Source organism: Bradyrhizobium sp. 154 (genome assembly GCF_023073875.1).
In the GTDB taxonomy this organism is placed as follows: Bacteria; Pseudomonadota; Alphaproteobacteria; order Rhizobiales; family Xanthobacteraceae; genus Bradyrhizobium.
In genome coordinates, this window is record NZ_JADPKG010000050.1 from 29,049 (window position 1) to 55,928 (window position 26,880).

General features: G+C 64.0%; 22 protein-coding genes. 17 read left to right on the forward strand and 5 right to left on the reverse strand.

What is annotated here, in order from left to right:
- The first annotated feature begins 10 nt into the window (after positions 1–10).
- From IVA92_RS12290 to IVA92_RS12350, 13 genes are all read left to right on the forward strand, one after another.
- Positions 11–2,908 carry a flotillin family protein gene (locus tag IVA92_RS12290; protein ID WP_247278136.1) on the forward strand — a complete coding sequence of 966 codons (2,898 nt, stop codon included), beginning with the start codon at positions 11–13 and terminating at the stop codon, positions 2,906–2,908.
- A gap of 10 nt (positions 2,909–2,918) precedes the next feature.
- Positions 2,919–3,356, forward strand: coding sequence for an SRPBCC family protein (locus tag IVA92_RS12295; RefSeq protein ID WP_128939213.1), 438 nt, complete (start codon positions 2,919–2,921; stop codon positions 3,354–3,356).
- Positions 3,357–3,358: 2 nt separating this feature from the next.
- The gene (locus IVA92_RS12300) at positions 3,359–3,802 is read left to right on the forward strand and encodes an SRPBCC family protein (RefSeq protein ID WP_247278137.1); all 444 of its coding nucleotides are present in this window, start codon (positions 3,359–3,361) and stop codon (positions 3,800–3,802) included.
- 2 nt (positions 3,803–3,804) lie between these two features.
- Positions 3,805–4,623 carry an FAD binding domain-containing protein gene (locus IVA92_RS12305; protein ID WP_247278138.1) on the forward strand — a complete coding sequence of 273 codons (819 nt, stop codon included), beginning with the start codon at positions 3,805–3,807 and terminating at the stop codon, positions 4,621–4,623.
- A 12-nt stretch (positions 4,624–4,635) separates the two neighbouring features.
- Entirely contained in the window at positions 4,636–5,112 is a 477-nt protein-coding gene (locus tag IVA92_RS12310; protein ID WP_247278139.1) for a (2Fe-2S)-binding protein, read from the forward strand.
- 9 nt (positions 5,113–5,121) lie between these two features.
- Positions 5,122–6,714, forward strand: coding sequence for a molybdopterin cofactor-binding domain-containing protein (locus IVA92_RS12315; protein WP_247278140.1), 1,593 nt, complete (start codon positions 5,122–5,124; stop codon positions 6,712–6,714).
- Entirely contained in the window at positions 6,715–7,737 is a 1,023-nt protein-coding gene (locus tag IVA92_RS12320) for a molybdopterin cofactor-binding domain-containing protein (protein WP_091887626.1), read from the forward strand.
- A gap of 10 nt (positions 7,738–7,747) precedes the next feature.
- A complete protein-coding gene (locus tag IVA92_RS12325) occupies positions 7,748–8,629 on the forward strand; it encodes a MoxR family ATPase (protein WP_247278141.1) in 882 nt (293 codons plus the stop codon).
- A complete protein-coding gene (locus IVA92_RS12330) occupies positions 8,626–9,747 on the forward strand; it encodes a VWA domain-containing protein (RefSeq protein WP_247278142.1) in 1,122 nt (373 codons plus the stop codon). The genes IVA92_RS12325 and IVA92_RS12330 overlap by 4 nt, the downstream gene beginning before the upstream one ends.
- A complete protein-coding gene (locus IVA92_RS12335) occupies positions 9,744–10,628 on the forward strand; it encodes an amidohydrolase family protein (protein ID WP_247278143.1) in 885 nt (294 codons plus the stop codon). The genes IVA92_RS12330 and IVA92_RS12335 overlap by 4 nt, the downstream gene beginning before the upstream one ends.
- Positions 10,629–10,659: 31 nt before the next feature.
- Positions 10,660–11,508, forward strand: a complete 849-nt coding sequence (locus IVA92_RS12340) for an MBL fold metallo-hydrolase (RefSeq protein ID WP_247278144.1) — start codon at positions 10,660–10,662, stop codon at positions 11,506–11,508.
- Between the two features lie 73 nt (positions 11,509–11,581).
- The gene (locus tag IVA92_RS12345) at positions 11,582–13,156 is read left to right on the forward strand and encodes an isochorismatase family protein (protein ID WP_247278145.1); all 1,575 of its coding nucleotides are present in this window, start codon (positions 11,582–11,584) and stop codon (positions 13,154–13,156) included.
- A gap of 6 nt (positions 13,157–13,162) precedes the next feature.
- Positions 13,163–13,789 (forward strand): NAD(P)H-dependent oxidoreductase, encoded by a 627-nt coding sequence (locus tag IVA92_RS12350; RefSeq protein WP_247278146.1) that lies wholly within the window; start codon positions 13,163–13,165, stop codon positions 13,787–13,789.
- 24 nt (positions 13,790–13,813) lie between these two features.
- Here IVA92_RS12350 and IVA92_RS12355 read toward each other — a convergent pair whose 3' ends face one another.
- Together IVA92_RS12355 and IVA92_RS12360 are read right to left on the reverse strand one after the other, a co-directional pair.
- Complete coding sequence (locus IVA92_RS12355) at positions 13,814–14,839, reverse strand: cellulase family glycosylhydrolase (RefSeq protein WP_247278147.1); 1,026 nt, start codon at positions 14,837–14,839, stop codon at positions 13,814–13,816.
- Positions 14,836–16,146, reverse strand: coding sequence for an O-antigen ligase family protein (locus tag IVA92_RS12360; protein ID WP_247278270.1), 1,311 nt, complete (start codon positions 16,144–16,146; stop codon positions 14,836–14,838). Before IVA92_RS12360 ends, IVA92_RS12355 begins: the two co-directional genes overlap by 4 nt.
- A gap of 228 nt (positions 16,147–16,374) precedes the next feature.
- Between IVA92_RS12360 and IVA92_RS12365 the strand changes: the two genes are divergently transcribed.
- Positions 16,375–17,511, forward strand: a complete 1,137-nt coding sequence (locus IVA92_RS12365; protein ID WP_346015463.1) for a GNAT family N-acetyltransferase — start codon at positions 16,375–16,377, stop codon at positions 17,509–17,511.
- Positions 17,512–17,540: 29 nt separating this feature from the next.
- Here the strand turns inward: IVA92_RS12365 and IVA92_RS12370 are convergent, their stop codons facing one another.
- Positions 17,541–18,764 (reverse strand): NAD(P)/FAD-dependent oxidoreductase, encoded by a 1,224-nt coding sequence (locus IVA92_RS12370; protein ID WP_247278149.1) that lies wholly within the window; start codon positions 18,762–18,764, stop codon positions 17,541–17,543.
- A 462-nt stretch (positions 18,765–19,226) separates the two neighbouring features.
- Here IVA92_RS12370 and IVA92_RS12375 point away from each other — a divergent pair, with 462 nt between their 5' ends.
- Positions 19,227–20,573, forward strand: coding sequence for a polysaccharide biosynthesis C-terminal domain-containing protein (locus IVA92_RS12375; protein WP_247278150.1), 1,347 nt, complete (start codon positions 19,227–19,229; stop codon positions 20,571–20,573).
- A 44-nt stretch (positions 20,574–20,617) separates the two neighbouring features.
- Here IVA92_RS12375 and IVA92_RS12380 read toward each other — a convergent pair whose 3' ends face one another.
- Complete coding sequence (locus IVA92_RS12380; RefSeq protein ID WP_247278151.1) at positions 20,618–22,714, reverse strand: GumC family protein; 2,097 nt, start codon at positions 22,712–22,714, stop codon at positions 20,618–20,620.
- Between the two features lie 284 nt (positions 22,715–22,998).
- On the opposite strand from IVA92_RS12380, the gene IVA92_RS12385 reads away from it, so the two are divergent.
- Together IVA92_RS12385 and IVA92_RS12390 are read left to right on the forward strand one after the other, a co-directional pair.
- The gene (locus tag IVA92_RS12385; protein WP_247278152.1) at positions 22,999–24,174 is read left to right on the forward strand and encodes a glycosyltransferase family 4 protein; all 1,176 of its coding nucleotides are present in this window, start codon (positions 22,999–23,001) and stop codon (positions 24,172–24,174) included.
- A gap of 30 nt (positions 24,175–24,204) precedes the next feature.
- Positions 24,205–25,740, forward strand: coding sequence for a hypothetical protein (locus IVA92_RS12390; protein WP_247278153.1), 1,536 nt, complete (start codon positions 24,205–24,207; stop codon positions 25,738–25,740).
- A gap of 76 nt (positions 25,741–25,816) precedes the next feature.
- Here the strand turns inward: IVA92_RS12390 and IVA92_RS12395 are convergent, their stop codons facing one another.
- Positions 25,817–26,764, reverse strand: a complete 948-nt coding sequence (locus tag IVA92_RS12395) for an ABC transporter substrate-binding protein (RefSeq protein WP_247278154.1) — start codon at positions 26,762–26,764, stop codon at positions 25,817–25,819.
- Positions 26,765–26,880 lie beyond the last annotated feature (116 nt).

The following is a 26,880-nucleotide window of genomic DNA, read 5'->3' on the forward strand; positions in this document are numbered from 1 at the left end:
GGAGGGAAAGATGTCGGGGATTCTCGTCGGTGAATTGATCCTCTGGCTGATCGTCGCGATCGTCGTGATCGTGGTTGGCGTCTACATCGTCAACTGGCTGTACCACCGCTCCTCGAAGGAGACCTCGTTCGTCCGGACCGGCTTCCTCGGCGAACGCGTGGTCATCGATGGCGGCGCCTTCGTGCTGCCGTTCATCCACGACTACACGCCGGTCAACATGAACGTGCTGCCGATGGGCATCGTCCGCTCCAAGCAGGACGCCGTGATCACCCGCGACCGCATGCGCGTCGACATCGAGGCCGACTTCTATGTCCGGGTCCAGCCGACCCGCGAAGCGGTCTCGATCGCGGCGGCGACGCTCGGCCGCCGCACCATGGAGCCCGAGCAGCTCCATGCGCTGCTGGCCGGCAAATTCATATCCGCGATCCGCTCGGTCGCCTCCGAAATGACCATGGAGGAAATGCACGAGCGGCGCGGCGACTATGTCGCACGCCTCAAGACCAATGCATCCGAAGCCCTCGCCCAGAATGGTCTCGAGCTAGAATCGGTCGCGATCACTGATCTCGATCAGACCGACCTGGAGTTCTTCAACCCGTCGAACCGGTTCGACGCCGAAGGCCTGACCCGCCTGATGGAGGATATCGAGGCCAAGCGAAAGCTGCGCAACGATATCGAGCAGGACTCGATGATCAAGATCCGCTCGCGCAATCTGGAAGCCGAGCGGCAGGCGCTCGAGATCGAGCGCGAGAGCGAGACCGCGCGCCTCGAGCAGGAGCGCGACATCGAGATGCGCCGCGCCCTTCAGCGCACCGAGGTTGCCCGCGAACGCGCGCTCCGCGAGACCGAGGCCGAACAGGCGCAGATTTCTGCGCGGGAGGCCATCGAGCGCGCGCGCATCGCCAATGATCAGGCGATCGCGGAGGCCCGCATCGCCTCCGAGCGGGAGACCCGGCAGAAGGAGATCGAGCGCACCCGTACCATCGAGGAGAAGGAACTGCTGGCGCGCGAGGAGATCGAGAAGACCCGGATCGCCAACCAGCGCTCGATCGACACCACCCGCATCGCTTCGGAGCGCGAGGTACGCCAACGCGAGATCGAGCGGATGCGCACGGTCGAGGAAGCCGAGATCGCCGCGCGCGAGGCGATCGAGAAGGCGCGGATCCAGCAGGATCGCGTCGTGACCGACGCCCGCATCGCCAACGACGAGGAGACGAGGCGCCGCGAGATCGAGCGCACGCGTGCCGTGGAAGAGGCAGAGATTGCCGCGCGCGAAGCCACCGAAAAGGCCCGCATCGCCCAGACCATGACGGTCAATGTCGAGCGCATCTCCTCGGACGAGCGCACCCGCGCGCTGGAGATCCAGCAGGTGCGAACAATCCAGGAGGCCGAGATCGAGGCTCAACGCGCGGTCGAGGCGGCCCGCATCGCCCGCGAGCGGACGCTCGCGGCAGAGCGCATCGCCGCCGAACAGAACACACGGCAACTCGAGATCGAGCGCAACCAGGCACTCGACGTCGCCGGCATCGCAGCGCGAGAAGCCACGGAGGCCACGCGCATCGCGCAGGAGGAGCGCGTGCGCTCGCTTGAGATCGCCCGCAACCGCGCCGTCGAGGAAGCTGATATCGCCTCGCGCGAGGCGATCGAGGCGGCCCGCATCGCCCAGGAGAAGGCGGTTGCGGCCGAGCGCATCCAGGCCGAGCGCGAAACCCGCGCACTGGAGATCGAACGGACCGGCGTCTTGGAGGCGGCCGAGCTGAAGCGGCGTGACGCGATCGAGCGCCAGCGTATCACGGTGGATCTGGCGCTCGAGGCCGAACGGATCAATTCCTCCAAGAAGCGCGAGGTGCTCAACATCGAGCAGAAGAAGGCGATCGAGATCGCCGACGAGGACCGCGTCATCGCGCTGTCCACCAAGAAGTCCGAGCGGATCGACGCCGATCGCCAGGTCCGGCAGGCAGAGATCGTCGCACGCAAGGAGGTCGAGACCACCGACGTCTCGCGCGAGCAGGCGCTGGAAGCCGCCCGGATCGAGCGGCGTCGCGCCATCGAGCAGCTCGAGGTTGCTCGGGTGCAATCCTTGCAGGAAGCCGAGATTGCCGCGCGCGAGGAAGTCGAGCGCGCGCGCATCTCCTCCGACCGCGGCCTCGACGAAGCCCGGATCGGCCGCGAACGCGAGCTGCGCAAGCTCGAAATCAATCGCGAGAAGGAGGTCGAGACCGTGCTGATGGAGAAGGCGATCGCAATCCACACGAAGTCGCTGGAGGAATCCGCAGCCAAAGCATCAGCCGAGGAAGCGCGGATGCGCGCCACAGAAGCCACCGAGCGGGTCATCACCGCTCGCGAGAACGAGATTGCCAAGCGTCGCAAGGGCGTAGAAATTCTCATCGCCGAGAAGCAGGCCGAGGAGACACGGATCGCCGCCGAGGCCGAGCGCGTGCGCGCGGCCGTGGAAGCGGAAGCGCAGCGATTGCTCAACGAGGCCGAGAACGTTCTCACCGACCAGGCGCGCTACTCCCTCTTCCGCAGAAAACTGCTCGACCGCATCGAGGGCATCGTACGCGAGAGCGTCAAGCCGATGGAGAAGATCGAGGGCATCCGCATCCTCCAGGTCGATGGCCTCAACGGCAATGGCCACGGAAACGGCAATGGCGGCCGCAGCGCCACCGACGAGGTGATCGATTCGGCGCTGCGCTACCGCGTTCAGGCGCCGCTGATCGACTCGATCCTGTCGGACATCGGCGTCGAGGGCGGCAGTCTCGCAAAAATGCCGGGCCTGATCCGCGAGGCGCGCGACATGCAGGGCATCAGGGATTCCGCGCGCAAGAGTGGCGGCGACAAGCCGGCCTCCCCGCCTGCGGCCGAAGGCGGCGAGCCGCCGGCCGAGCGCGGGCCGAGAAAGAAGAGCTGAGGTCTGATCCATGGCCCGCGTCTATGTCTCCACCGTCGTCAACGCCCGCAACGACCGCGTCTGGGCGCGGGTGCGCGATTTCAACGGCCTGCCGAACTGGCATCCGGCCATCGCCGAAAGCCGGATCGAGGGTGGCGAACCCGCCGACAAGATCGGCTGCGTCAGGGATTTCCGCCTGCGCAACGGCGACCGCATTCGCGAGAAGCTCCTGGGCCTATCCGACTACGACATGTTCTGCACCTACTCGATCCTGGAATCGCCGATGGGCGTCGAGAACTACGTCGCGACCTTGCGGCTGACGCCCGTCACCGACGGCGACCAGACCTTTGTGGAATGGACCGCCGAATTCGACTGCGCGCCGGAGCGCGAGACCGAGCTCGTCAGCAACATCGGCGGCGGCGTGTTCCAGGGCGGCTTCGACGCCTTGAAACGCGTGTTCGGAGGTTAGCCGTGCCGCATATCGTCAAGAGCACGATCCTGAGCGCACCGACCGATGCGGTGTGGGACCTGCTGCGGGATTTCAACGGCCACGACCGCTGGCATCCGGCGGTTGCGACCTCCTCGATCGAACGCGCTCAGGCCTCCGACAAGATCGGCTGTATCAGGCGCTTCAAGCTCAAGGATGGCTCCGAGCTGCGCGAGCAGTTGCTGGCGCTGTCCGACCTCGAACAGACCTTCAGCTATTGCCTGCTCGATACCCCGATCCCGATGTTCAATTACGTCGCCCATGTCCGACTGCTCCCGGTGACCGATGGCGACCGCACCTTCTGGAATTGGGAATCGCGCTTCACCACCAAGCCCGAGGATAGGGACCGCATCACCCACATGGTCGCGGAAGACATCTACCAGGCGGGATTCGAGGCGATCCGCCGCCATCTGAAGGAGGCCGCCTAACCATGGCTGTGACCGTAAAGACCTTTGCCAGCGCCAGCGAAGCGGCCGGGGCCATATCCTCGGACCGCAGCGCGCGCTATCTCGGCGGCGGCACGCTGGTGATGCGGGCATTGAACGAGGGCGACGTCTCGATATCGACCATCGTTCGCGCCAGTGACCAGGCGCTGAGCCGGATCGATGCGTCCGGCCCACGCATCACGCTCGGTGCCGGCGTCACTTTCGCGAGAATTCTCGGCGAGCGGGACCTCGCTTTCCTGCACGCGCCCGCCCGTTCGATCGGCGGGCCCGCCGTGCGCAACATGGGCACCGTCGGCGGCAATCTGTTCGCGCCCAACCCTTACGGCGATTTCACCGTGGCGCTGCTGGCGCTCGACGCCACAGTCGCGCTGCAAGGCGGCTTCGGCGCCCGCGACATCGCGATCGAGGAGTTCCTGCAATCGCGCGAGCGGCAATCCGGTGCGTTAGTCCTCTCGGTCTCCTGCACCCGGCCGGCCAACGCCGAGGCCTTTCGCTATCGCAAAGTTGCCCGCATCAAGCCGAAGGGCGGCTCGGTCATCACGCTGGCCGCACATCTGCCGGTCAGCGGCGGGCGCATCGCCGGTGCTCGCATTGCGCTCGGCTCGATGGCGGCGACCCAGATCCGCGCCAAGGCCGCGGAACGTGCCCTCGAAGGACGCACGCTCGATACCGCGAACATCAATGCAGCCGCCTCTACCGCAATCGAGGGCACATCGCCCGCGGACAACGCGCTCGGCAGCGCCTGGTATCGCCGCGAGATCGTCGGCGTCCATCTCCGCCGTTTGCTGTCCGGTCAGGAATAGACAAGGACCAACATGTCCAAGACGCCTCTGCAATTTCGTCACAACGGCCGCGACGTCGCCATCTTCGTCGATGGCGGCGCCAACTTGCTGGTCGCCTTGCGCGAGCTGGTCGGTGACATGACGCCTAAGTTCGGCTGCGGCCAGGGCGGCTGCGGCACCTGCAGCGTGCTGATCGACGGAGAACTCCACCTCTCCTGTCTGACGCTCGCCGAGACCGTCGCGGGCCACTCCGTCGAAACGCTCGACGGCCTCAAGCAGGGTCCGAACCTGCACCCGCTCCAGCGCGCCTTTGCCGACAATTTTGCCGCCCAATGCGGCTATTGCACGCCGGGCATGCTGATGGCCGCGAAGGCGCTGCTCGACCGCAATCCGTCCCCGAGCCGGGCCGACGTGATCGAGGCGATCTCCGGCAACATCTGCCGCTGCACCGGATACGAGCCGATCATCAATGCCATCCTCGCCGCCGCCGGCGGCCGGGCCAGCGCCTGAGGTCAGATCATGCTGGAACTACGCAAGGACATCTTCGCCGACGAGCGCGACGACAATCTCAAGGAGATCGGCAAGGGCACGCAGCGCCAGGACATGCTCGGCCACATCACGGGGACGTCGAGCTATTTCAACGACCATAAGCTCCAGGGCATGCTGCACTTGAAGGTCGTTCGCTCGACTCAGGCCCATGCTAAGCTGCGCCGCATCGATACCACGGACGCAGAACGCTCAGCCGGCGTGCGCCGGATCATTCGCGGCACTGACGTGCCGGTCAATCTCAACACGCTGCTGAGCCTGATCAATTTCGGCAAGGACGACGAGCCATCACTGGCCGTCGACAAGGTCCGCTACAAGGGCGAGCCGATCCTCGCCATCGTCGCCGACAGCGAGCGTGAGGCGTTCGAGGCCATTGCAAAAGTGCGGATCGACTATGAGCCGCTACCGACCGTGTTCGACGTCGAGGATGCCCTCAAGCCGGGCGCGCCCGTGGTCAACGAGACCTATCCGAAGAACGCCTTCATCTATCACGACGTCTACGATCACCAGCGCCTGCGGTTCGGCGATGCCGATGCGGCACTCGCGAACGCCGACCACGTCCTCGAACAGCGCTACCAGATGTCGCCGATCGAGCACGCGCCGACCGAGACCAATGGCGCGATTGCCGCGCCCGACACCAACGGCCGCTACGTCGTCTACACCTCGACCCAGGCGCTGTTCTTCTCGGTCGATACCTGCGCCAAGATTTTGGACGTGCCTTCCAACACCTTCCACTTCATCGGTGGCACGGTCGGCGGCGGCTTTGGCGGCAAGGTGGATACCCTGACCGAGCCGCTCGCGATCCTCGGCGCCATGCTGACCGGACGGCCCGTGCGCTACGTGTTCGGTCGCGAGGAGGAGATGCAGTACGGCCCGCCGCGCGGCGCCGAGCGCATCTACATCAAGGACGGCGTGATGCGCGACGGCCGCATCGTCGCCCGAAAGATCCGTGCCTATTTCGACAGCGGCGCCTATACGCGGCTCTCTAGCTACGCCGCGGTGAAATGCGCCGCGCATTTGCCGGGCCCCTATACCATCCCGAACGTTTATGGCGACGTCTACTGCGTCTTCACCAATCGCACGCCGGCGACCGCCATGCGCGGCTTCGGCGTCACCGCGATGGACTTTGCCATCGAATGCCAGATGGACAAGCTCGCAAACCTCGTCGGCATGGACCCAATGGAGTTCCGGATTCTGAACGCCTATCGCGACGGTGACATGAAGGCGCATCGGCGCGAGGCCAAGAACACGGCGCTGATCGAATGCGTTCAGGTCGCCGCCGAAAAGGCCAAATGGCCGATCCGCGACGAGTTCAGGCGCGCCTCCTCGCGCAAGGATGGTGGCGGCAGCCGCGCCGCGATTCCGCCGACGCCGACGGATGTGCGCGCGCGGCCGGCCGCGCCCGCCCAGCAGCGCACGACCTATGACCGCGCACCCGTGACCGCGACAAGAGAGCCGCCGCGCGAACCGCCACCGCCGACACCGCCGCCTCCTCCGCCCCGCCCGGCGGCACCATCGCACGGCGCCACCCGCTTCTCTTCCGTGTTCGGGACCAGGAGGCGCTAGATGACCAGACATCGCGGACGCGGCATGGCGTCGATCAACTATCCCATCGGCATGAACCTCGGCGGCGATCCCAGCCAGGCGCTGGTTCACTCCAATCCCAGCGGCAAGTTCACAGTGGCGCTGTCGTCGATCGATCTCGGCCAGGGCATGAAATCGGTGACGCGGCAGATTTGCGCTGAGACGCTGGGCGTGCCGGTCGAGGACGTCTACGTCGACACCGCGGATTCCGACACCGGCCCGCATTGCATGGGTTCGTTCGCCTCGCGCGGCACTCACCGCGTCGGTAACGCCGTGATGGCTGCAGCCCGCGAAGCCCGCGGCGTGATGATGGAGGCTGCGGCCGAGGAGCTGGAGGTCAACGCCGCCGACCTCGAGACAGACGGGCGCGGCAACATCCATGTCAAAGGCGCGCCGCATCGCTCGATCTCGACCAAGGATGTCGCGATCGCCGCGCAATTCAAGCAGGGCAAGACCATCTCCGGCCGGGGAATATTCCTGGTACCGCTGTCCGATGTCGACCCCGAAACCGGAGAGATGTCGCCGGCAACCTGCTATGCCCATGCCTGCCTGGTCGCCGAGGTCGAGGTCGACGACGAGACCGGTGAGGTCGCGATGGTCCGGATGGACTCCGCCTATGAGCTCGGCCGCGCGCTCAACCCGCGGCTGGTCGAGCAGCAGCTCGTAGGCGGCGCCTGGATGGGCGTCAGCCACGCGCTCTACGAGACGCCCGAGCCTTACTATCCCGACCCCGCTCACGGCCCGCGCGACTTCGTCGAATATCTGATGCCCGGCCCCGGCGATATCTGCCCGCACGATATCGCGGTGCTGGAACGCCCTGCTCCCGATGGTCCCTTCGGCGCCAAGGGTCCCGGCGAGATGTGCGCCAACCCGGTGCTGCCGGCCGTGGCGAATGCGATCTTCAACGCGGTCGGCGTGCGCATCGACGATCTCCCGATTACGCCCGAGAAAGTGCTGCGCGCGATCAAGGCCCAGGGCGGCGCACGGCCGCAGGCGCGACGCTAGAGGATTGGCCGTGGCGGTTCGCAGCAACATCGTCGGAATCGACAGCCCACAAGCGCTGGAGAAGGCGCTGCGCGCAGCCTATTACCTCGCCGACGAGGGACTGGCCACCGCCGCCTATCTCGGGCTCGCGCTCGGCAAGCCGCTGCTGCTGGAAGGAGCGCCCGGCGTCGGCAAGACGGAGGCTGCAAAGGCGATCGCTGCCGTGCTCGGCCGCCGGCTCATCCGCCTGCAATGCTATGAGGGCATCGACGCGTCGGCCGCACTCTATGAGTGGAACTACCCGCGCCAGATGCTCGCGATCCGCCAGGCCGGCGACGAGAGCATCGACATCTATGGCGAGACGTTCCTGATCGAGCGGCCGATGCTGGCCGCGCTGCGCGCACCCGATTCCACCGTTCTGCTGATTGACGAAATCGATCGCGCCGATCAGGAGTTCGAGGCCTTCCTGCTCGAATTCCTCTCCGACTTCCAGATCTCGATCCCCGAGCGCGGCACGGTACGCGCGGCGGAGCGACCCGTGGTCGTGCTGACATCGAACCGGACACGCGACCTGCACGAAGCGCTGCGCCGCCGCTGCGTCTATCACTGGATCGACTATCCCACCGCCGAGCGCGAAGCCCGCATCATCATGATGCGCGCCTCGAGCGTCGCCGAGGCCACGGCACGCGCGGTCGTCGCGACCGTCGAACGGCTGCGGCGCGAGCCGCTCAGCAAGGCACCGGGCATCGCTGAGGCCGTCGATTGGGCCGAGGCCGCGACGCTCCTTCACGAGGGCGGCGCGCGCTGGCCCGATGCGTTCAAGCGCTCGATCGGCGTGGCGCTGAAGGACGAAGAAGACCTGCATTTCATTTCGCCGCGGCTCGACGCCATGCTCGCGGAGGCGACCGCATGAGCACCGAGCCGCAGCTCCCGCGCGCCGCGCGCGTGTTCGTCGCCTTCGTCCCGCTGCTGCGCGCGAATGGCTTTGCCGTGGCGCCGGAGCAGACCACGACGTTCCTGGCGGCCATCGAGCTGCTCGGCCCTGATAGCATCGAGGATATCAGACAAGCTGCACTGGCGACGCTAGCTCCGCCGCCCGATCGTCGTGCCACCTTCGACCGGCTGTTCGATCTCCACTTCCGCGGCAGCGAGACGATTGCGCGCGATGACGAGGGCGAGGACGACGAGACGGTTCGCCTCCAGGAAGAGGGCCGCGGCGACGAGGAGCCCCTGCTCTCCGACGAGGCGAGCGAGTCCGGCCTCACCGCGACCCGAAGCGAGGCGCTGGTCGAGCGCCGCTTTGGGGTGAGTTCGACAACGGACGCGCTACGCCGCCTGGCGCGCGAGGCGTCGCGACGTCTGCCGCGACGGCGTGGCCACCGGCGCATGCGCGCCCGCCGCGGACCATTTGCCGACCTCCGCCGCACCTTGCGCGACACCGTCCGCAGCGACGGCGAGATCTTGCGGCTCGGTCACCTCAAGCGGCGGCAGCGGTCACGCAAGATATTGCTGCTGATCGACGTGTCCGGCTCCATGAAGACTCGCACTGAGGAGAACATGAAGCTCGCGCATGCGCTGGTGCAGGCGGCACCCAATGTCGAGGTCTTCACCTTCGGTACGCGGCTGACGCGGGTCACCCGCCCCTTACGACTGAAGCGTCGCGAGCAGGCATTGAACGCAGCCGCTCATCTCGTCAGCGACTGGGATGGTGGCACCCGCATTGGCGATGCGCTGCAAGCCTTCCTCGCCGTGCCACGGTTCGGCGGCTATGCGCGTGGCGCCGCTGTGGTGATCGTCTCCGATGGACTCGAGCGCGGTGAAGGCGACGCACTTCGCGACGCCGTCGCGAAACTATCGCGGCGGTCCTGGCGCTTGAGCTGGCTGACGCCGCTCGCCACAAGCCCGGCCTTCCGCCCGCAGACCGAAGCGCTCATTGCCATCGAGCGCTTCGTCGATGATCTCGTGGATGGCGGCTCGAGCGCGTCGATCGTCGCGCACATTCTGGCGTTGGGACGAAGGAGAGCGGCGTGACCAATATTGTCGACGGCCATCATCACATCTGGCGGCAGGCCGACCTGCCCTGGCTGATCGGTCCGATGCAGCCGCGAATCTTCGGCCCCTACGAGTCGATACGGCGCGATTATCCGATCCAGGAATATCTCGACGACATCGAGGGCACCAGCGTCACCCGCTCGGTCTATGTGCAGACCAACTGGGCCAACGACCGCTTCGAGGACGAGGCCGCCTGGGTGCAGCAGGCCGCCGACGAACACGGCTGGCCGCACGCGATCATCGCCTACGCCAATTTCGCGGTCGAGGACGTTCGTCCCCAGCTCGATCGTCTCAAGCGCTATCCGCTCGTGCGCGGCGTACGCATGCAACTGCATTGGCACGAGAACCCGCGCTACCGCTTTGCAGCCCGCCCCGATCTCTGCGCAGATCCAATAATCCGCCGCAACGTCGCGCATCTCGCCGACTATGGCTGGAGCTTCGACCTGCAGGTGTTCACGCCGCAGATGCCGGAGGCAGCGGAGCTGGCCGACGCTTGTCCAAAGGTGACTTTCATCCTCCAGCATGCCGGCATGCTGGAGGACCTCTCGGCGGCAGGCCGCGCCGCCTGGCGCGCCGGCATGGCGCGGCTTGCGGCCTGCCCGAACGTAGTCTCAAAGCTCTCCGGGCTCGGCACCTTCATCCATCGCAACGATCCCGCGCACATCGCTGCCGTTCTCGCCGACACCGTTGCGATTTTCGGTGCCGAGCGCTGCCTGTTCGGCTCCAATTTCCCGATCGAGAAATTGTGGACCAGCTATCGCGAGCTCGTCGACGCGTTTTGCGCGGCAGCCGCACCGCTGAGCACCGAACAACAGGACGCGATCTTTCGGGCGACCGCTACGCGCGTCTATCGGCTTTGACAGACAAGAAGCAATACAAGGAGGGACGCGAATGGCGCTGGAGATCAAGATCCTGGACTACGGCGATATCGAGCTGGAATCGAGCTTCCTGGTGCTCGGCCGCGACTGCGGCCGCACGCGCCGCGTTCTCACCCTGGGCTTCCTGATCCTCGGCGGCAAATATCCGGTCGTGGTCGATACCGGCTATCGCTCCAACCAGATCATGGAGACGCTGGGCATGCGCGGGCTGCAATACCACGAGAACATGATCGAGAATCAGCTTGCGCGCCATGGTGTGCGCATGGGCGACGTCCGCTTCGTCTGCCACACTCATCTGCACATCGACCATGCCGGCAAGGACGATCTATTTCCGATGAACACGACAGTCGTCCTCAACCGCAGGGAGCTCGAATATTCCGTTTCCGGCCTGATGCATCCCCAATATCCAGCGCCCGACATCAAGCACCTGATCGACCGCTTGCACACCAAGAGCGCGCTGCGCTTTCTGGATCTCGAGGTCACCGGCCCGATCGAGTTGATGCCCGGCGTCTATTGCGATGCCGCCAACGCCCATACCGAGGGATCGATGAACATCATCGTTCACACCGCCGACGGCATTGCCACCATCTGCGGCGACGTGATCTACGACTTCAACGACCAGATCGTCACGCCCTTCAACGAGATCCACGATTGGGAGCCGCGCACCACCGGCAACCACGGCACCAGCAAGCGCGCGGAAAAGGCGGCGATCAAGAAGCTGCTCAGCAATTCGCGCTATCTCCTTCCCGTGCACGATCGCCCCGCCAAGATCGAAGGCGGCAATGTCGTCGGGCGGCTGCACGACCAGGTCCCAGGCCCGATCGTGCAGTCCTTGCCCGAGCGCAACTGGTTCCCGGCCTGAGACCCTTTCTGCGCATGATCTTGCCGGAAGTCCGCGCCGTACTTTCCGGACCATGGTCCTGGAGGATCGACCGATGACCCACGTTACCTTGCGTTCCGACTTCGAGACCCTGATCGACCCGTACGCGCCGGTCGCGCAAGTCGGCACCGGCTTCGAGTTCACGGAAGGACCGATCTGGCATCCGGTCGATCACTACCTCCTGTTCTCGGATATGCCGGGCGACGTGCGGCGGCGCTGGGACGCGCGGCGCGGCGTCGTGGAGGTCAAGCGTCCCTCGAACAAATGCAACGGCATGACCTATGATGCCGAGCTCAACCTCATCGTCTGCGAGCACGCGACGTCGTCGCTGGTCCGCGAGCGGCCGGATGGGCGGCGAGAGGTGCTGGCTTCACACTTCCAGGGCCAGGAACTCAACAGCCCGAACGATGTCTGCGTACACTCTTCCGGCGCGATTTATTTCTCTGATCCCTGGTATGGTCGGATGCCGGTCTATGGCGTCGAGCGGCCACGCCAGCTCGGCTTTCAGGGCGTCTATCGCCTCGTACCCGGCGGCGAACCGAAGCTCGTCGTCGACCGCAACCTGTTCGACCAGCCGAACGGGCTGTGCTTCTCGCCCGACGAAAAGCTGCTCTATGTCAACGACACCGTGCAGGCGCTGATCCGCGTCTTTGACGTCGATAGTGACGGTTCACTGTCGAACGCGCGCGTGTTTGCGAGCGGCATCCGCTCCGAGCTCGAGCCAGGTCTGCCCGACGGCATGAAGTGCGATCAGCAGGGCAATGTCTGGGTCACCGCGCCCGGCGGCGTCTGGGTCTATTCGCCGCGCGGTGAGCTGCTCGGCAAGGTTCGGGTGCCAGAGCTCGTCGCTAACCTCGCCTGGGGCGGTCCGGACTTCCGCATGCTGTATCTGACTGCGACGCATTCGGTGTACGCGATCCCGACCAAGGTCGGCCCGCGGCATGAGCCCTATATGAGCGGCCGGCGAAGCGGCGGCGGCACGGCGCCAAGCTCCGCGCCAACCTCGCCCATCCTCGCCGAGGGCGAGATGCGGCTCGATCCGCAGCGATGCGCGATGATCATCCAGGACCTTCAGAACGACGTCATCATGGAGGGCGGCGCCTTCGCCGAGTCGGGCGCCCCCGGTCATGCGCGGCAGCAGCACGTGGTTGACAACGTCCGCCGTCTTGCCGAGACCGCGCGCGCCCGCGGCGTCGCCATCATCCATGTCTGGTTCATCGTCGAACCCGGCGCGCCCGGCGTCACGCTGAATGCGCCGCTGTTCGAAGGCCTCGTCGACAGCAAGGCGATGGTACGCGGAAGCTGGGGTGCGGCGCCCGTGTCCGGCCTCGAGCCGCGACCGGGCGACTTCGTCGTCGAGAAAATGCGCATGAGCGCGTGGGAAGGCACGCGGCTGGAGACGATCCTGAAAGCCACCGGCCGCGACATGATAATCAATACCGGTGCCTGGACCAATATGTCGGTCGAGCACACCGCGCGCACCGGCGCCGACAAGGGCTACTTCATGATCGTGCCCGAGGATTGCTGCTCGACCATGAATGCGGATTGGCACAACGCCTCGATCAACTTCGCCATGCAAAATGTCGCGGTGGTGACCAGGGCGGAGGCGGTCATTAGGGCGCTGGGATGACGCGCAGTGCCGAAGCTCCTGCATCTGTCCTGCTCGCCCCGCCCCGACTCGGAATCGAGTGCCGCCGCGCTGGTCTTCATTGACGGCTTTCGTCAGACCCATCCCGATTGGGACATCGACTTCATGGATCTCTGGCGCGAGCGGATGCCTGAGTTCGCTGGTCCCATCCTCGAGGCCAAATACGCCCGCATGAACGGCCAGCGCTTCAGCGATCCTCAACGCGACGGTTTTACCGAGGCCGAGCGCATCGCGCTGCGCTTTTCACTCGCCGATCGCGTGCTGATCTCGACGCCGATGTGGAACTTCGGCATCCCCTACAAGCTGAAGCAGTTCATCGACATCATCGTCCAGCCCGGGCTTACCTTTCGGTTCGATCCGTCCCAGGGATACGTTCCGCTGCTGAGGGACCGGCCAACGCTCGTGATCCTCGCCAGCGGCAGCGATTTCTCCACCGGCATGAACCGCGGCCGCATCGACATGGCAACGCCCTACGTGCGGGAAATCCTGCGCTTCATTGGCATCAACGATGTCCGTTTCGTGCCGATCGGGCCGACCACGGGACCCCCACAACCGATTGAGGCCGCCCGTGAACGGGCGTTCAAGCGCCTCGGCGCCCTGGCTGCGCATTTCTGATGCCGTTGCGAACACGTCGCCGCTTCAATGCGGCGGCGGGATCAAGGCGCGCAGGATGCCCGGCTTCCAGGCCTGACGCGCGCTGTCGAAGGCCGCGAAATCATGGTCGAACTGCCAGTAGGCCCATGACCAGCCAAGCCTGTCGGCGTTTCTCGCCACGAAGGAGAGGTATCGCAAGCGACTGTCGGACGGCGCACGCTCGTACACCCCGAACTCCCCGAGATAAAGGGGGCGCCTCTCACTCTCCGCCCAGAGACTCATTTTCCTGAAATCGGCGGCGGCTTTTGCTTCGTCATCCCGAGTACCCCAAGCCAGCGGACCGATCTTCGAGAAAGTTGCAGACCATGGTGCACCCTGGTGCGTGAACCGTATGGGGGCGTAGTAGTGAAAAGTGACAATGAGCTTCCTGTCCTCGGCCGGCAGAGCCAGCTCGTCGACAGGAATATCATCCGTGTTGAGAACGGCGGCAATGACCGGCCGCTCGGGGTTGGTGCGGCGGATGATCGCGAGACACTCGTTGAGCAGTGAATTCCAGCTGGCGGACGTCATGAGCCCGCCAGGTTCATTCAGGACCTCGAAGACGAGCGAGGGATACTGCCCCGCATAGCGCTCGGATATCTGCCTCCAGAACGACTTCAGCTTCTCAGTGCATCCGGCAACGTCGCTTTGACAAACGTGGGTATCGTGTTCGTCGAGCACAGGAATGAGGCCCCTCGCAAGGACTTCCTCGATGACGGTGTCGAGCCGCCTCAGGACGATCTCATCCAGGACATTCTCCGGACCCATGAACTTGAAGCCGAAGAAGTTGATCCTGACGTGCGAAAATCCGGCCTTCTTGATTGCCGTCAAATTCTCCAGGCGGAAGGGCGCGTTCTGACCGCCCTCCCAGATTCCATCGTAGCCGAGAATATTGATGCCGCGCCCGAGTTTCGGCACGTCGCGGGAATTGGCCCGCTCGGCTCCGCGAACGTCGGAGAAGAGCGATGCGACGAATATCACCGTCGCTGCCAGCATGGCGCTCCCCGCCCACCGAGCGCGCATGACGGTCATCTTGCGTCCATTTGCAAGGACTGCAAATCGGCCTGTGGCACAGGCCTGCAGGTCGCGAACAAGAACGCCACCAGCAACACCGACGTGAACATGGTCGAGCGGAGGAATGTCGTCTCCGTGAAATTGGTCTGGAAGCTCAGGACGACAAATCCGATGATGAGAGCACAGTGCGAACGATCGATGGATCTGGTCGAGATCAGATGGAGAATCTTGCTCGAGAACAGAAGGACACTCGCTGCGAAAAGCACGTATCCCAGAAATCCGGTTTCCATCAGGATCGCGATGTAGCCGCTGTGATAATTGTCGAGTACCCAGCCGTGGTTTTGTTCGAAATAATCGTAGATCGACGGCACCGTCCAAAAACCGTTGATCCCGAAACCGAGCAGCGGCGCATCGTCGAAATGGCTGATGGCGTAGTGCCAGATGAAGGTTCGTTCAGTGAAATCGATCGTCGCATCGCCGACATGGATGGCGTCATAGCCTGTCAGGTAAAAATAAAGAAACAGAGTTCCGGCCAGGAGACACATGACGAACGGCAGCACCGCATAGACCCTCATGCAGCCGACCGACCACATCGAGGTCACGAGCAACGCACAGGCTGCCAGGGCAACAGCGCCGGCACCGCGCGATTCCGACGCGAGGACGCAGGTCGAGGCCAGCAGGAACACGAAGAGGAACGTCGGCCAACCCTGCCCCTTCATCTTACGATAACAGCCAAAAAACATCAGATACGCGCCGACGAATCCGAGCGTCTGCTTCGATTCATAGACGCCCTGCCATTGACCGCTATGCATCCAGGTCTGGTCTATCCCGATATCGGGGACAGCAAGCGCACAGAAAGCCGATGCGGCGACCAATATCACCAGCCCAAGGGCCGTGGCCCTCACAATCTCGTCGATCTCGATGCGCGTGATGAGACAGAACGCGCCGAAGGTCGTCATGGCAAGCGCCGCGCTTTTCATGAACGCCGCCGCGCTCAGGCTCGACCAGAACACGGAGGCCACCGCGAACGTGTAGAATGCGAGCAGCGCGATCAGATCGAGATTGAACTGCAGACGCAGGCGCGGGCGCACGAATGCACTTGCGTAGATGAGGACGCCCCACATCAGAAGCGCCGCGGTCTGCTGCACAAAGGTGAGCTCCGGCGGCAGGAGCGCGGCGTTGAAGATGCCCATCGATGCAATCACGTTGATAGTAATCGAACAACTGATCGCGGCTCTGGCAATCTTCTCAACGCCAACGCTGCGCGTCTCCCAGAACGCGCTCTCGAGTGTCCCGGAATCCACCTCGGTCTGCAGGCTGGCCATGAACCGACCTTCCCTAGGCACGGTTAATAATTTGCTAGCACGGTCGAGCTCCGCCACTCCCAGCGCACAGGAGGCCGAACTTTAAGGATTTAATAACGATAAGAGACCCGGCGCGGCGCATTAATGCAAATCGTACCCCGCTGGTGTCTCGCCCGTAACGACCCTGCTATAAAGCGCGGATCGAGCTCGATCGAATTTTCACGAATTGTCTGGTTTTCTTGGTTGCGCATGAACAGATCCAGCAGCACGTTCGATATCGCCATCGAGCAGGCGTTCGATTTTCTGTGTCCGGAATACGCAGAGTTGTTTGACAACTCCGCCGCCACCGCGTTCCAGCATCCACAGTGGCTACACAGCCTCTATGCTAGGCTGGCATCTCATGCAGGGGCAACGCGTCTCATCGTCGTGGTCCGCCATCGCACGACGCGCGCCCTTGCGATGGTGCTGCCTCTGCTGCGGATCCGGCGTGGTCCGATACGGACCGTCGAATTCGCCGACCTCCGCGTCTCCGACTATCTGGCGCCGGTTTGCAGCCCGGGAGCATTTTCTCAACTGCTCGCGGACGAGAGCGCATGCGCGGAGCTTCGGAGCCTCCTCCGCCCTTTCGACCTGCTCCGCATGACCAAGCTTCCCGACGGACGGCTTCCGATCGAGAACCTCCTGGCTGCACCCCGCCGCGTCTCGATGGACACCAATGCCTACGCGACCGTTCTCATCGCGCCGTTCGAGCAATGGCGGGCCAGCGCGATGGATCGCTCCTATCAGAAGGAACTCGCGAAGAAATATCGACAGCTCCAGAAGAAGGGCGCCTTGAGCTTCTCGTGCTGCAACGATAGCGCCTCCATGCTCGACGCGCTGGAGGTCATGAAGAAATTTCGCGGGCCGCGGTTTCAGTCACAAGGCGACGGAGATCTGCTCCAGCGCCCTGAGTATTTCGACTTCTATTCCGAGGTGGCCCTCCGCGGCCTCGGCTCCTTTGTGCGGCTCTATGCCATGAAGATGGACGGCGAGGTGATCGCCGCCGTGCTCGGATTGTGCCACCGCGACACCTTCCACGTCATCATGAGCGCCTTCGACATTGCGGGCTACAAGAGCCAGTCGCTGGGCGCGCTGATGTTCGAGCAGGTGGCCAGGGATTGCATCGAGCGCGGGGACCAGATGCTCGACTTCACCATAGGTGACGAGCCGTACAAAAAACTGTTCGGCGGGCAGCCATCGCCGATGTGGGCGGTCACAAAGGCCGGCAGCACCGCAGGCGCCGTCGCGTTGTTCGCGCTGAAGCAGGCTCCTTGGCTCAAACTGGCCGCCAAGCGGATGTCGGAGTTCAGGCTTCTGCCGACTCGCACCTCGACCCCGACACGCTGACGAGCGCGGGACGCCAACGGCCGGGGCGCTCAGGCGCGAAGCGCGCTGCGGACATGCGCGAGCCAGCCTGGCCGCATTTGATCGACCCGATGGGTGATACTGCGGCGCAGGAAGTGCAGCCGCCGCCGCACATCCCAGCCGATATCGTCGCGCGAGGTCAAGGCTTGGCGGAATCGTGCCATCTTCAGTGACTGCTGGTCTGCCGCGACCTTGTCGCGATCGGAATAGAATTCCGAGATCTTGTCCCTGTTCATGCCGGGAGTCATCAGCCACCGCGGCACATATTCGGTACAAAGACGCTCGACGTCCACCAGCAGGCGCGCGACGCCGGTTCCGGCGGCGGGACAGTTGGTCTGGAACGCATCACCAATGAGCACGACACCGGGCTGAAGGTGGCCCTCGACGACCGAGAGGTCCATCACCCAGTTCTGTATCCGGTCAATCACGCGGAAGTCGCCGAGATAGGTCTGCAATCCCGGCAGCAGGCGCAGAACGGTCGCTTCCGTTTCGCGACGTAGATCGCGCATGATCGGATCGGCCGGGTCGCGGAACATGAAGAGATTCGCCCTCATACCCGCGCGCACGGGAAACAGGCTGAGGTAGTCGACGCCGTCCCCTGTGCGCTCGCCGTAACAGGTCAGCGCGTTGAAATCGAACGGCGCGCCATCGCGTCGGGCGATCGTAAAGCCGAACGAGACCGAATGGCCCGCAGCCAGCACGCGCCGCCTGATGCCGAGCTTGTGGCCGAGAACTCCTGCCATGCCCGTGGCCAGAACGATGAGGCGCGCAGTGACGCGCCGCCCGGAAGCGAGCTCGAGATGCTGGAGCTCGTCGCTACAGCTGATCGCAGTGACCTCGTCGACGATCAGGCTGGATGGATCAGGTAACTGGCTGCGCGCCATCGCGACGAGATCGGCATAGGCAAGCCCGTAAGCCTGGCCGACGCTGACATCGACCACCTTGCCTTCCCGGATATTGAGCACGCGGTCGTATGGACAGGCGGCGCTCTCGAGACCACGGATGAAGCCCAGCCTGCGGAACGCCTCCAGCTGTCGCCCGCCGATCTTTTCGACCCGGAATTCGTTCGGATAGACCGCACGCTTGTCGACCAGGGCAACGCGATGCCCTGCCCGCGCAAGAACGGCTGCCGCCAGCGACCCCGTAAGGCCACCGCCGACGATCGCGATGTCCGTCGCGATCGACGCGCTTGCCGCAGCGGCGATCGGCTCAGTCACGGTTGTATCGGTCGTCATGGTCCGGGCTCTCACGGTTAACGTGGCTTCATTTGCAACTTTCTCGCCTGATGTCGCATCGCTGGGCCAAACGCGATGATTTCCGGCGATCGAGGTTAATGACGGGAGGAAGATCTGGACCTGCGATGTCCCGGCACGGACCTTGCTCAGGAGGCTCTGCAGAGTTCACGCCTTGATAGATCCGCGGCCATTCCGGCGAGCCATTCCGCATTCGAACGGCTGACCGTGCTGTCCTCGGCGGTCGATCTGGCCCTTTGCCGCCCCCCCGGTCGAGCCGGGCCTTGCACTATCTGGAGACAATGGAGACGGCGATGTACCACAGTGAAGCAACCGACTTGGCCGCGACGTCGTGTATGGCGAACTCCTGGAAGCCGCTCATTAACACTCGCGGTTTTTCGGCATGCTAGGCTGGCGCCGGTATCGGCACGTATCTCTTCAGGGGAGAGTTGCCCCTTAACGTCCATGATCGAATCCATCATCCAACTCATGCGGCGCGACGTGACGCGCGGTGTCGTCGGGACCATCCTCCTCAAGGTTGGAAGCGGCGCGCTTGCGTTTGCGGTATTCTCGCTCGCGGCACGAACGATGTCGCCCGACGGTTTCGGTATCTTTGCGACCTGGCTTTCGGTTGCCCAGGTCGCATCGGTCGTGGGCCTGGTCGGCCAGGAATCGCTCCTGGTGCGCTTTCTGAACGAATATCAGGTCGGAAATCGACCCGATCTCACCAAGGGAGTGCTGCTGTCCAGCCTGAAGATTTCCTCCCTCGCGATGCTGATTGTGGTCGCCGCAATGTCGATTGCGGCGAGCTTGAAGGGCGACTGGTGGCTGCTGATCCTCGCCGTGTCCGCCTACACCGCCGTTAATGCGGGGGTGATGCTCGGCAGCCAGGTTGCGCGCTCGTTGGTCAGCATCCTCATGGGCGAGGGAAACAGAGAGTTCTTCTGGCGGGTCGGTGTCGTCTTGTTTCTGCTCGCAATCATGTTCGACCATCGGCGGCTCGACCCCGCCGAATTGTTCGCCGTGATGACGATCGCGATGTCGGTTGGCCTGGTCGCGCAGGTCGTTTCGATTGTGCGAGCTCTGCCGGATCTTCGCGGTACGGCGGCACGGTCCGAGCCGTCTCGCTGGAGATCGAGCGCGCTTCATTTCTGGATCGCATCCGTCCTGGAAGCCGCCAATCAGTATTTCGACGTCATTCTGGTGTACTGGATGCTGGATCCGGCGACAGCCGGCATCTATTTCGCCGCCTCGCGCCTTGCCAACATCTTCGCCATGCTGTCGGCGGCGCTATACAGTTTCGGCGCGCGCCGGCTTCCCTCGCTGTACTTCAGCAAGAACCATCAGGAATTCGAGCGGACGTTGCAGCTGATGGCGGAGGTGACCGCGCTTTGTGTGGTCAGCGGGCTGTTCCTGATCTGGATCGGCGGCCCCCATCTTCTCAACCTGTTCGGACCTCACTTCGCCGCGCAGCACTGGGTCCTTATCGTGCTCGCGATCGGAACGGCGTTTCAGGCAGCGGGCGGTCCATCCGCGGCGATCTTGCAGCTCACCGGCCATGAGCGCATCTATGTCCCCGTCGTTGCGGCGAACGTGGCGTTGCGGGTGGTCGGATTTCTCGTGCTGATTCCCTGGCTTGGCGTGCTTGGCGCGGCGATCTCGGCCACGGTGTCGTTGGCGCTAGCGACCATCGCGCTCAACGTCCTCTGTCGCCGGCGAACGGGGGTCGATCCTTCAATTCTCGTGCTCTTGCGCCTCGGCGGATCGAAACGCGGCACGTACGCAGTCCGCGGCGCTGACGCGGGCGATTAGGCTTCGGTTCGATCGCGACAGGCAGCGCACACGCCGGACGACGATCAACCAGCCAGGCCGAGCGCTGCACCCCGACGTTGAGCCGACGACGGGTCTGCTGGCACACGATTGACGACGATCCCGGTCGGCACGCCGCCAAAGCGAGAGAGCGCGGCCGTGACCCTGCGCATTGCGGCTGAATCGATTGCGTCTTCGCGGACGACCAGAATGACGAGATCAGCGTGAGCGGCCAGCGCCGCCGCCTCCGGCTGCAAGGCCAGAGAGGTGGCATGGATCACGATCAGATCGAACTCCGAACGAATATCGTCCGCGGGCGACGATTCAGGTCCGTTGCCGACGTTCAAAAGCGCATCGATGCTGCGAACGTCAGCGGTGGTTGCGCCATCCACCGGCGCCTTGGCGAGGCTGGCCCCGGCACCACCGAGATCCGGCTCGACCCGGATCAGGACGCTCAGCTTTCCCCTGTTCAGCGCCCACCGATTGAGCGAGCGCGCGACGGTGTTGCCGCCGGCCCGCTTCCCTACCGACATCACGAGAGCAACCCTACCCCGGCTTCCAGGCAATTGCTCCAGCCTGTCAATGAGCGGACGCAGATGAGGACCGAGATCGAGCTCACTCGTCGCGGACACCGGACCTTGCCAGATGTTTCTTGGGACATCGCTGGGCAAGAGTTCGGGAACGCGGGCCCACACCGGCGGACGCGACCACGCGCCGGGCTGGCGCGGAGCCGGATCGGGGGCGCGAACGTCCGGAACGGGTTTGTTCGATCTGCGTCCCGTTGCCGCGACGACCGCCGTCGATGTCAGCAGCGATCCGATCGCCAGCGCGGCGAGCAGCAAAGACAGCGGCGGAAGGGTCGAGCGAAGCGGCGGAATGGCGGGCGAGGCGACCTTGGTCTGAGAACTCTGCAACAGGCGCTGTTCATTCGTCGTCTTGGACCGCGAGAGGAATTGCTCGTAGATGTTTCTGTTGGCCTCGGCGTCGCGCTGTAGCTCCTGGAGCCGGACCAGAGCCTGACCGTCGACCAGGAGCTGCGATTCAGCCGCCTTCATCTGGCTTTCCAGAGCCTTCTGCTGATCGCGCTGAGCCTCATATTCCGACTTCGCGGTATCGATGCCTTTCGTCCGCTCGACCTCGATCTGTCTGTTCAAATCGTTTAGCTGGCTGTACGACATCACGAGATCGGGATGGCGATCGCCGAGCACCGCCCGCTTCTGCGCAATCTGATCATTGAGGGCCGACCGCTGGGCGCGCAACGCGCTCAGGAGGTCCTGCTTGACGGGACCCTCGACATTCGCCTTCGCGTCACGCTGCGCCTGCTCGTAACGGGCTTTGGCCTCCTCGGTCCGCGCGCGGGCAGCGGCGACCTGCTGCGACAGCTCGGTCACCCGCAATTGCTGGGTCGTTGCGTCCTTGCCGGCGTTGACGATACGGTGCTCGAGCTTGAATGTGGCGACGGCGTCCTCCGACGCCTTCAGCCGGTCGCTCAACGTCTTGAGCCGGCCACCGAGCCAGTCGGCAGCCTCGTCGGTCGCCTCGGTGCGGATGCGGCTCTGTCTGGCGACGAACGCCTCGGCAATGGCGTTGGCATAATAGGCAGCCCGCTCCGCCCGATTCGAGGTGAAGCGGATGGCGATGACATAGGTCAGCCCGCGACGGGAAATGTCGAGACGGTTGCGGAAACGCTCGAGCAGGCGCGCGGGGGCCGTGTAGCCGCCGGAAATGTCTTCGTCATCGCGAATCTTGAGCTGCTCGATCAGCGGCTCGAGAAAGCCGTCGGACTTCGCCACTTCGACCAGGCTTTGCAGCGCGGCGCTATCTTGCCCTATGCCCGGCAGAACGTCCTGCTCCGTGGTCACGCGTTGCTCGCGGGGATCGACGACGACCAGTGCGGTCGCTGCGAACCGCACCGGAATCATCAGGAGAACGACGGCGCCAAGCGCGAAGATCGCAAGAGCGAGCGTCAATATCCGCCGAGCGTTTTCGCGAAGGAAGGCGAGCACACCGGCGGCAGTGAACATACCGCCAAAGCGTGCAGCGGCTCCGGCGGCCTCATCGACGCCCGACGAATTTTGGCTCCAAGACGCGGCAACGCCGGTCGATCCGGAACTTGTCGGGTCTGCGCGGCGACCGAACGTCATGGACTCTACTCGGATTCAACTGGCGAACACTGTTCAGTGGCCTGCTCCACCGTAAATATCTATGGTTAATCCGCGGTTACCTGCCCCTCGCGCGACCATCACCAATTGGTTAACGCGGTCGCTCACTTCGTTTGCAAACCACCAGAATTCTCTGGCAAACGATGCCGTTCCGGCAGGCAGCGCATTAACTCCGTTTGTTGCTAGCCGGTGTCCGCGCGATGCTCGCATGGTAGGTACGGGATCAAGAAGGGTGAAAATTTCGTTTCTTCAGCGGGTCGGGATCCGTGCTCCATTACCAGCCAAACAAGGAGTTGGGCGAGACGACTGCGACAGCACTCATGCCGTCCGACGGCAGCGGGCCGAAGCTTCATGTCCTTCTCGTACAGACTCAGGCCGAAAACGCCGGCGCGCAGGAGATCTCCAGGCTGCTCGGTGCGGGCCTTACCGCCCGTGGCTACCGAGTCACCAATCTGTTCTTCTTCCGCCAGTCGGATTCGTTCGACGAGCCGCCCAATACGTTCTATTGCGCCTCGAGCCGGCCGGGCAATCCCCTGGCCCTGCTGCGGATGCTGTGGACGCTCGGCCGCCATATCCGGACCAGCCGACCCGACGCCGTTCTGACCTTTCAGCATTTTGGCAACGTGATCGGCGCCGGCGTGTCGCGCCTCGTCTGCCGCGCGCCTGTCATCGCCAATCAGGTTTCTTCCGCGCTCTCGATGAGCTGGCCCGTCCGCGCTGCCGACGTCGTGATGGGCAGTCTCGGCTTCTTCGACCGCATCACGCTCAATTCGAAGGACATGCAGCGCGAATATTCGCGCTACCCCGCGGCCTATCGGTCACGCATGGTGCATGTCCCGCACGGCTTTGACGACAAGGCCCTTACCCTGCCGAAGGAAGCTGCGCGACAAAAATTCAGTCTGCCGCCGGATCGCATCTTACTTGGCTGCGCGGCGAGGCTGCACCCGCACAAGCGGCTTGATGCGGCGATACGCCTGTTGCCGGATCGACCATCCTGGCACCTTGCACTGGCCGGACAGGGAGCCGACGAGGCCCGGCTGAGACAGTTGGCGGATGAATTGAACGTATCGGACCGGCTGCATCTGCTCGGCGAAATCGCCCCGCGTCAGATGGCGGATTTTCTCGCCTGTCTGGACGTGTTCGTGTTCCCGACACAGGCCGAAACCTTCGGCCTGGCTGCGGTCGAAGCCGCAAACGCCGGTGTCCCCTCCGTCGTCACCGATCTTCCCGTGTTACGTGAGGTGTTGTCCTTCGAGGGAAAACCTACCGCGCTGTTCGTCGATGCCTCCGATCATGCGAAGCTGTCGACGGCCGTCTCCAGGCTGCTGACGGACCAGCAACTGAGCGAGGAACTGCGACAAAACGCCAAAGGCCTGCGGCTGCGCTATTCGGTAGATGCCATGGTGGAGGAATACGTTCGGATTCTCGGCCAGGTCATCTGACCGGAATGTGTGGGAACAGATTGGCTCGACATGATCATCGAGTTTCGCTGTGAACGAGAGCATGCGCGGCGGTGGATGGACCGCGACGCGCTGTCGATCGACGGCCGAGATGTCCCGCTTCAAATCGCCTGGACCGCAACGACGGAGGCACGGCCCACAGGCCTCGACGCGCTGTTCGAACTCGAACGCATGGTGTTGCACAGAGGCCGGCACAGCGGCGCCGGCAAGCTGAAGATCATCCCGGAACGGATGCAGGCTCGCACCGGGACGGCCGACGTGATCGTCGATTTTACGGGCGCCGCGCGCGATCCCGATTGTTCCGCCCGGCTGTATCTGCGCCCTCTCTTCAACGGTGTCGCCGGCGAAAACGCCGCCCTCGCCGCCATTCTGGCCGGCGACCTGCCGGTGATCGAGATCGTCAACGAGCTCGACGGTGCAGTGCTCGATCGCGGTCACCCCTCCGGAGAGATTGCGGCCGGCTTGAGTGGCGCACTCGAAACCGTCATGGCGCGAACCCTGACCATGGTGGCGGCAATCCTGTCGGGACGGCCGCGCATCGTGCCGCAGCTGGCGCGCCCCGCCGGAGACGGCACCGGCCGGCAGCCGGCGGCATACGTTGCGCGCGGCCTCGCCGTGTCGATCGCCAAGGAGATCTATCGGCTCTGCTGCTATGCCCCGCATTGGCAAATCGGATGGCGCTTCAATGACGGTGCAGGCGTCTGGCAGACCGGAAATCTGTCCGGACCAGGCTGGAATGTCCTCTGCGATCCCGGCCATCGCTTCTACGCCGATCCGTTTCCCATCATATGGCAGGGACGGACATTCGTCTTCTTCGAAGATCTCGATCACCGGATTGGAAAGGGGATCATTTCCGCGATCGAGTTCAACGACGCAGGTCCGGTCGGCGAAGTCGTACCGGTGCTGGAGGAGCCCTGGCACCTCTCCTATCCGTTCCTGATCGAGAACGATGGTGCGCTGTGGATGATCCCGGAGAGCTCGGTTCACGGCGACGTCGCGCTGTACAAATGCGTTCGTTTTCCGGACAAATGGGAGCGTCACGCGACGCTGCTTTCCGGCCTCGAACTCGCCGATGTCACGATCACGCAGCACAACGGCCTGCACTATCTGTTTGGAGCCTGGCGCGACGGCGCGGGCGGCTATTCGGATGCGCTGGCGATCTATTACGCCGATCGCCTCTCGGGTCCGTGGTTGCCCCATGCTAGCAATCCGGTCCTGATCGATCGTGCGAGCACACGACCGGCGGGGAATTTCGTCACTATCGATGATAAATTGTGGCGGCCCGTCCAGAATTGTACGGACGGTTACGGTGCAGCGCTCGCACTAGCGGAAATCGTCGAATTGTCGCCGACGACATTCGGGCAGATCGTCCGCCATTCCCTCAAGCCCGGACCGGCATGGCCCGGACGGAAGTTGCACACCCTGAACCGCTGCGGCCGGCTCGAGGTGATCGACGGATCGCGCGTTCAACCGAAGACCCGCGCCTTCACGAGCAGATCTCCATCGGCCGTCTTGTCTCCGCGAGCCAATCCACACACCGCTTACTGAATCGCTTAGCAGACGGCATCGCTCAAGACGCCGCCCGTCATCTCGTGTGTCGAGCGCACCGGCTAGGGGCGGCGTTCTACTGAGAACGATCCGACGTCCAGCCCTTGTACTCGGCAACATTGTCCCTGGTCACGAGCTTCGAAGGCAACAGCTCGACGGTCGAGGCCGGCTTCTGGCCATTGAGAATGCCGACACCAACCTGCACGGCCCGACGCGCCATGAAGAACGGATCCTGCGAAGCCGACGCCTGGATCTGCGGCGACTGCGGATCTTTCAGCGCGGCCTCGATATCAGGTGCGCCGTCGACCGCCGTGATGACAATCCCGCTGCGGTTTTGCTGGCGCGCTGCAAGGTCGGTGCCGATCGCCTGCGGATCATTGATGGCGAAGATGGCGTCGATCTTGGGGAAGCGGGTCAGATAACCCTGCGCGACGGTGAGCCCGCCCTCTCGCGAGCCTTTGCCGTCCTGGTCGCTGGACAACACCTTGATACCCGGGTTCTTCGCGAACACGTTCTTGCAGCCGACGACACGGTCGATCACCGCGGAGACCTGCGGCCCGTTCTCGATGATGACGTCGCCCTTGCCCTTCAGTTTGTCGACGATGTACTGGCAGGAGATCTCGCCGGCCTGCACGTTGTTCGTGGTCACGGTGGCGTCGGCGCCTTCGGCCGCAGTGTCGACCGCGACGACGACGATGCCAGCGGCCTGCGCCTTCTTGATCGCCGGCCCGATCGCCTTGGGATCACCGGGGTTCAACAGAATCAGGTCGACGCCGGCGGCGATGAAATTGTCGATCTGAGTGACCTGCTTGCCGAGGTCGTATTCGAAGCCGACGGTCGTGATCTTCACGTTGGGATTGGTCTTCTTCGCCTCGAACTCGGCGCCCTTCGACAGCGCGACGAAGAACGGGTTGCCCATCGATCCCAGCGAGACGCCGATCGACTTGAGCTCCTTGGCAAAGGATGGCGCGGTGCTTAGGGCAAGCGTCACCGCGGCGCCGGCGAGCGTGATCGTCTTCAACATTGGCTTCCTCCCTGGTCTGTCTTCATCTCCGGCACGGCAGACCAGTTGCCGCAACGGAATCTCTCATCAAGCCATGCGCACTCCAGGTGCGCGCCAAACCCATCAAGTTCTCGCGG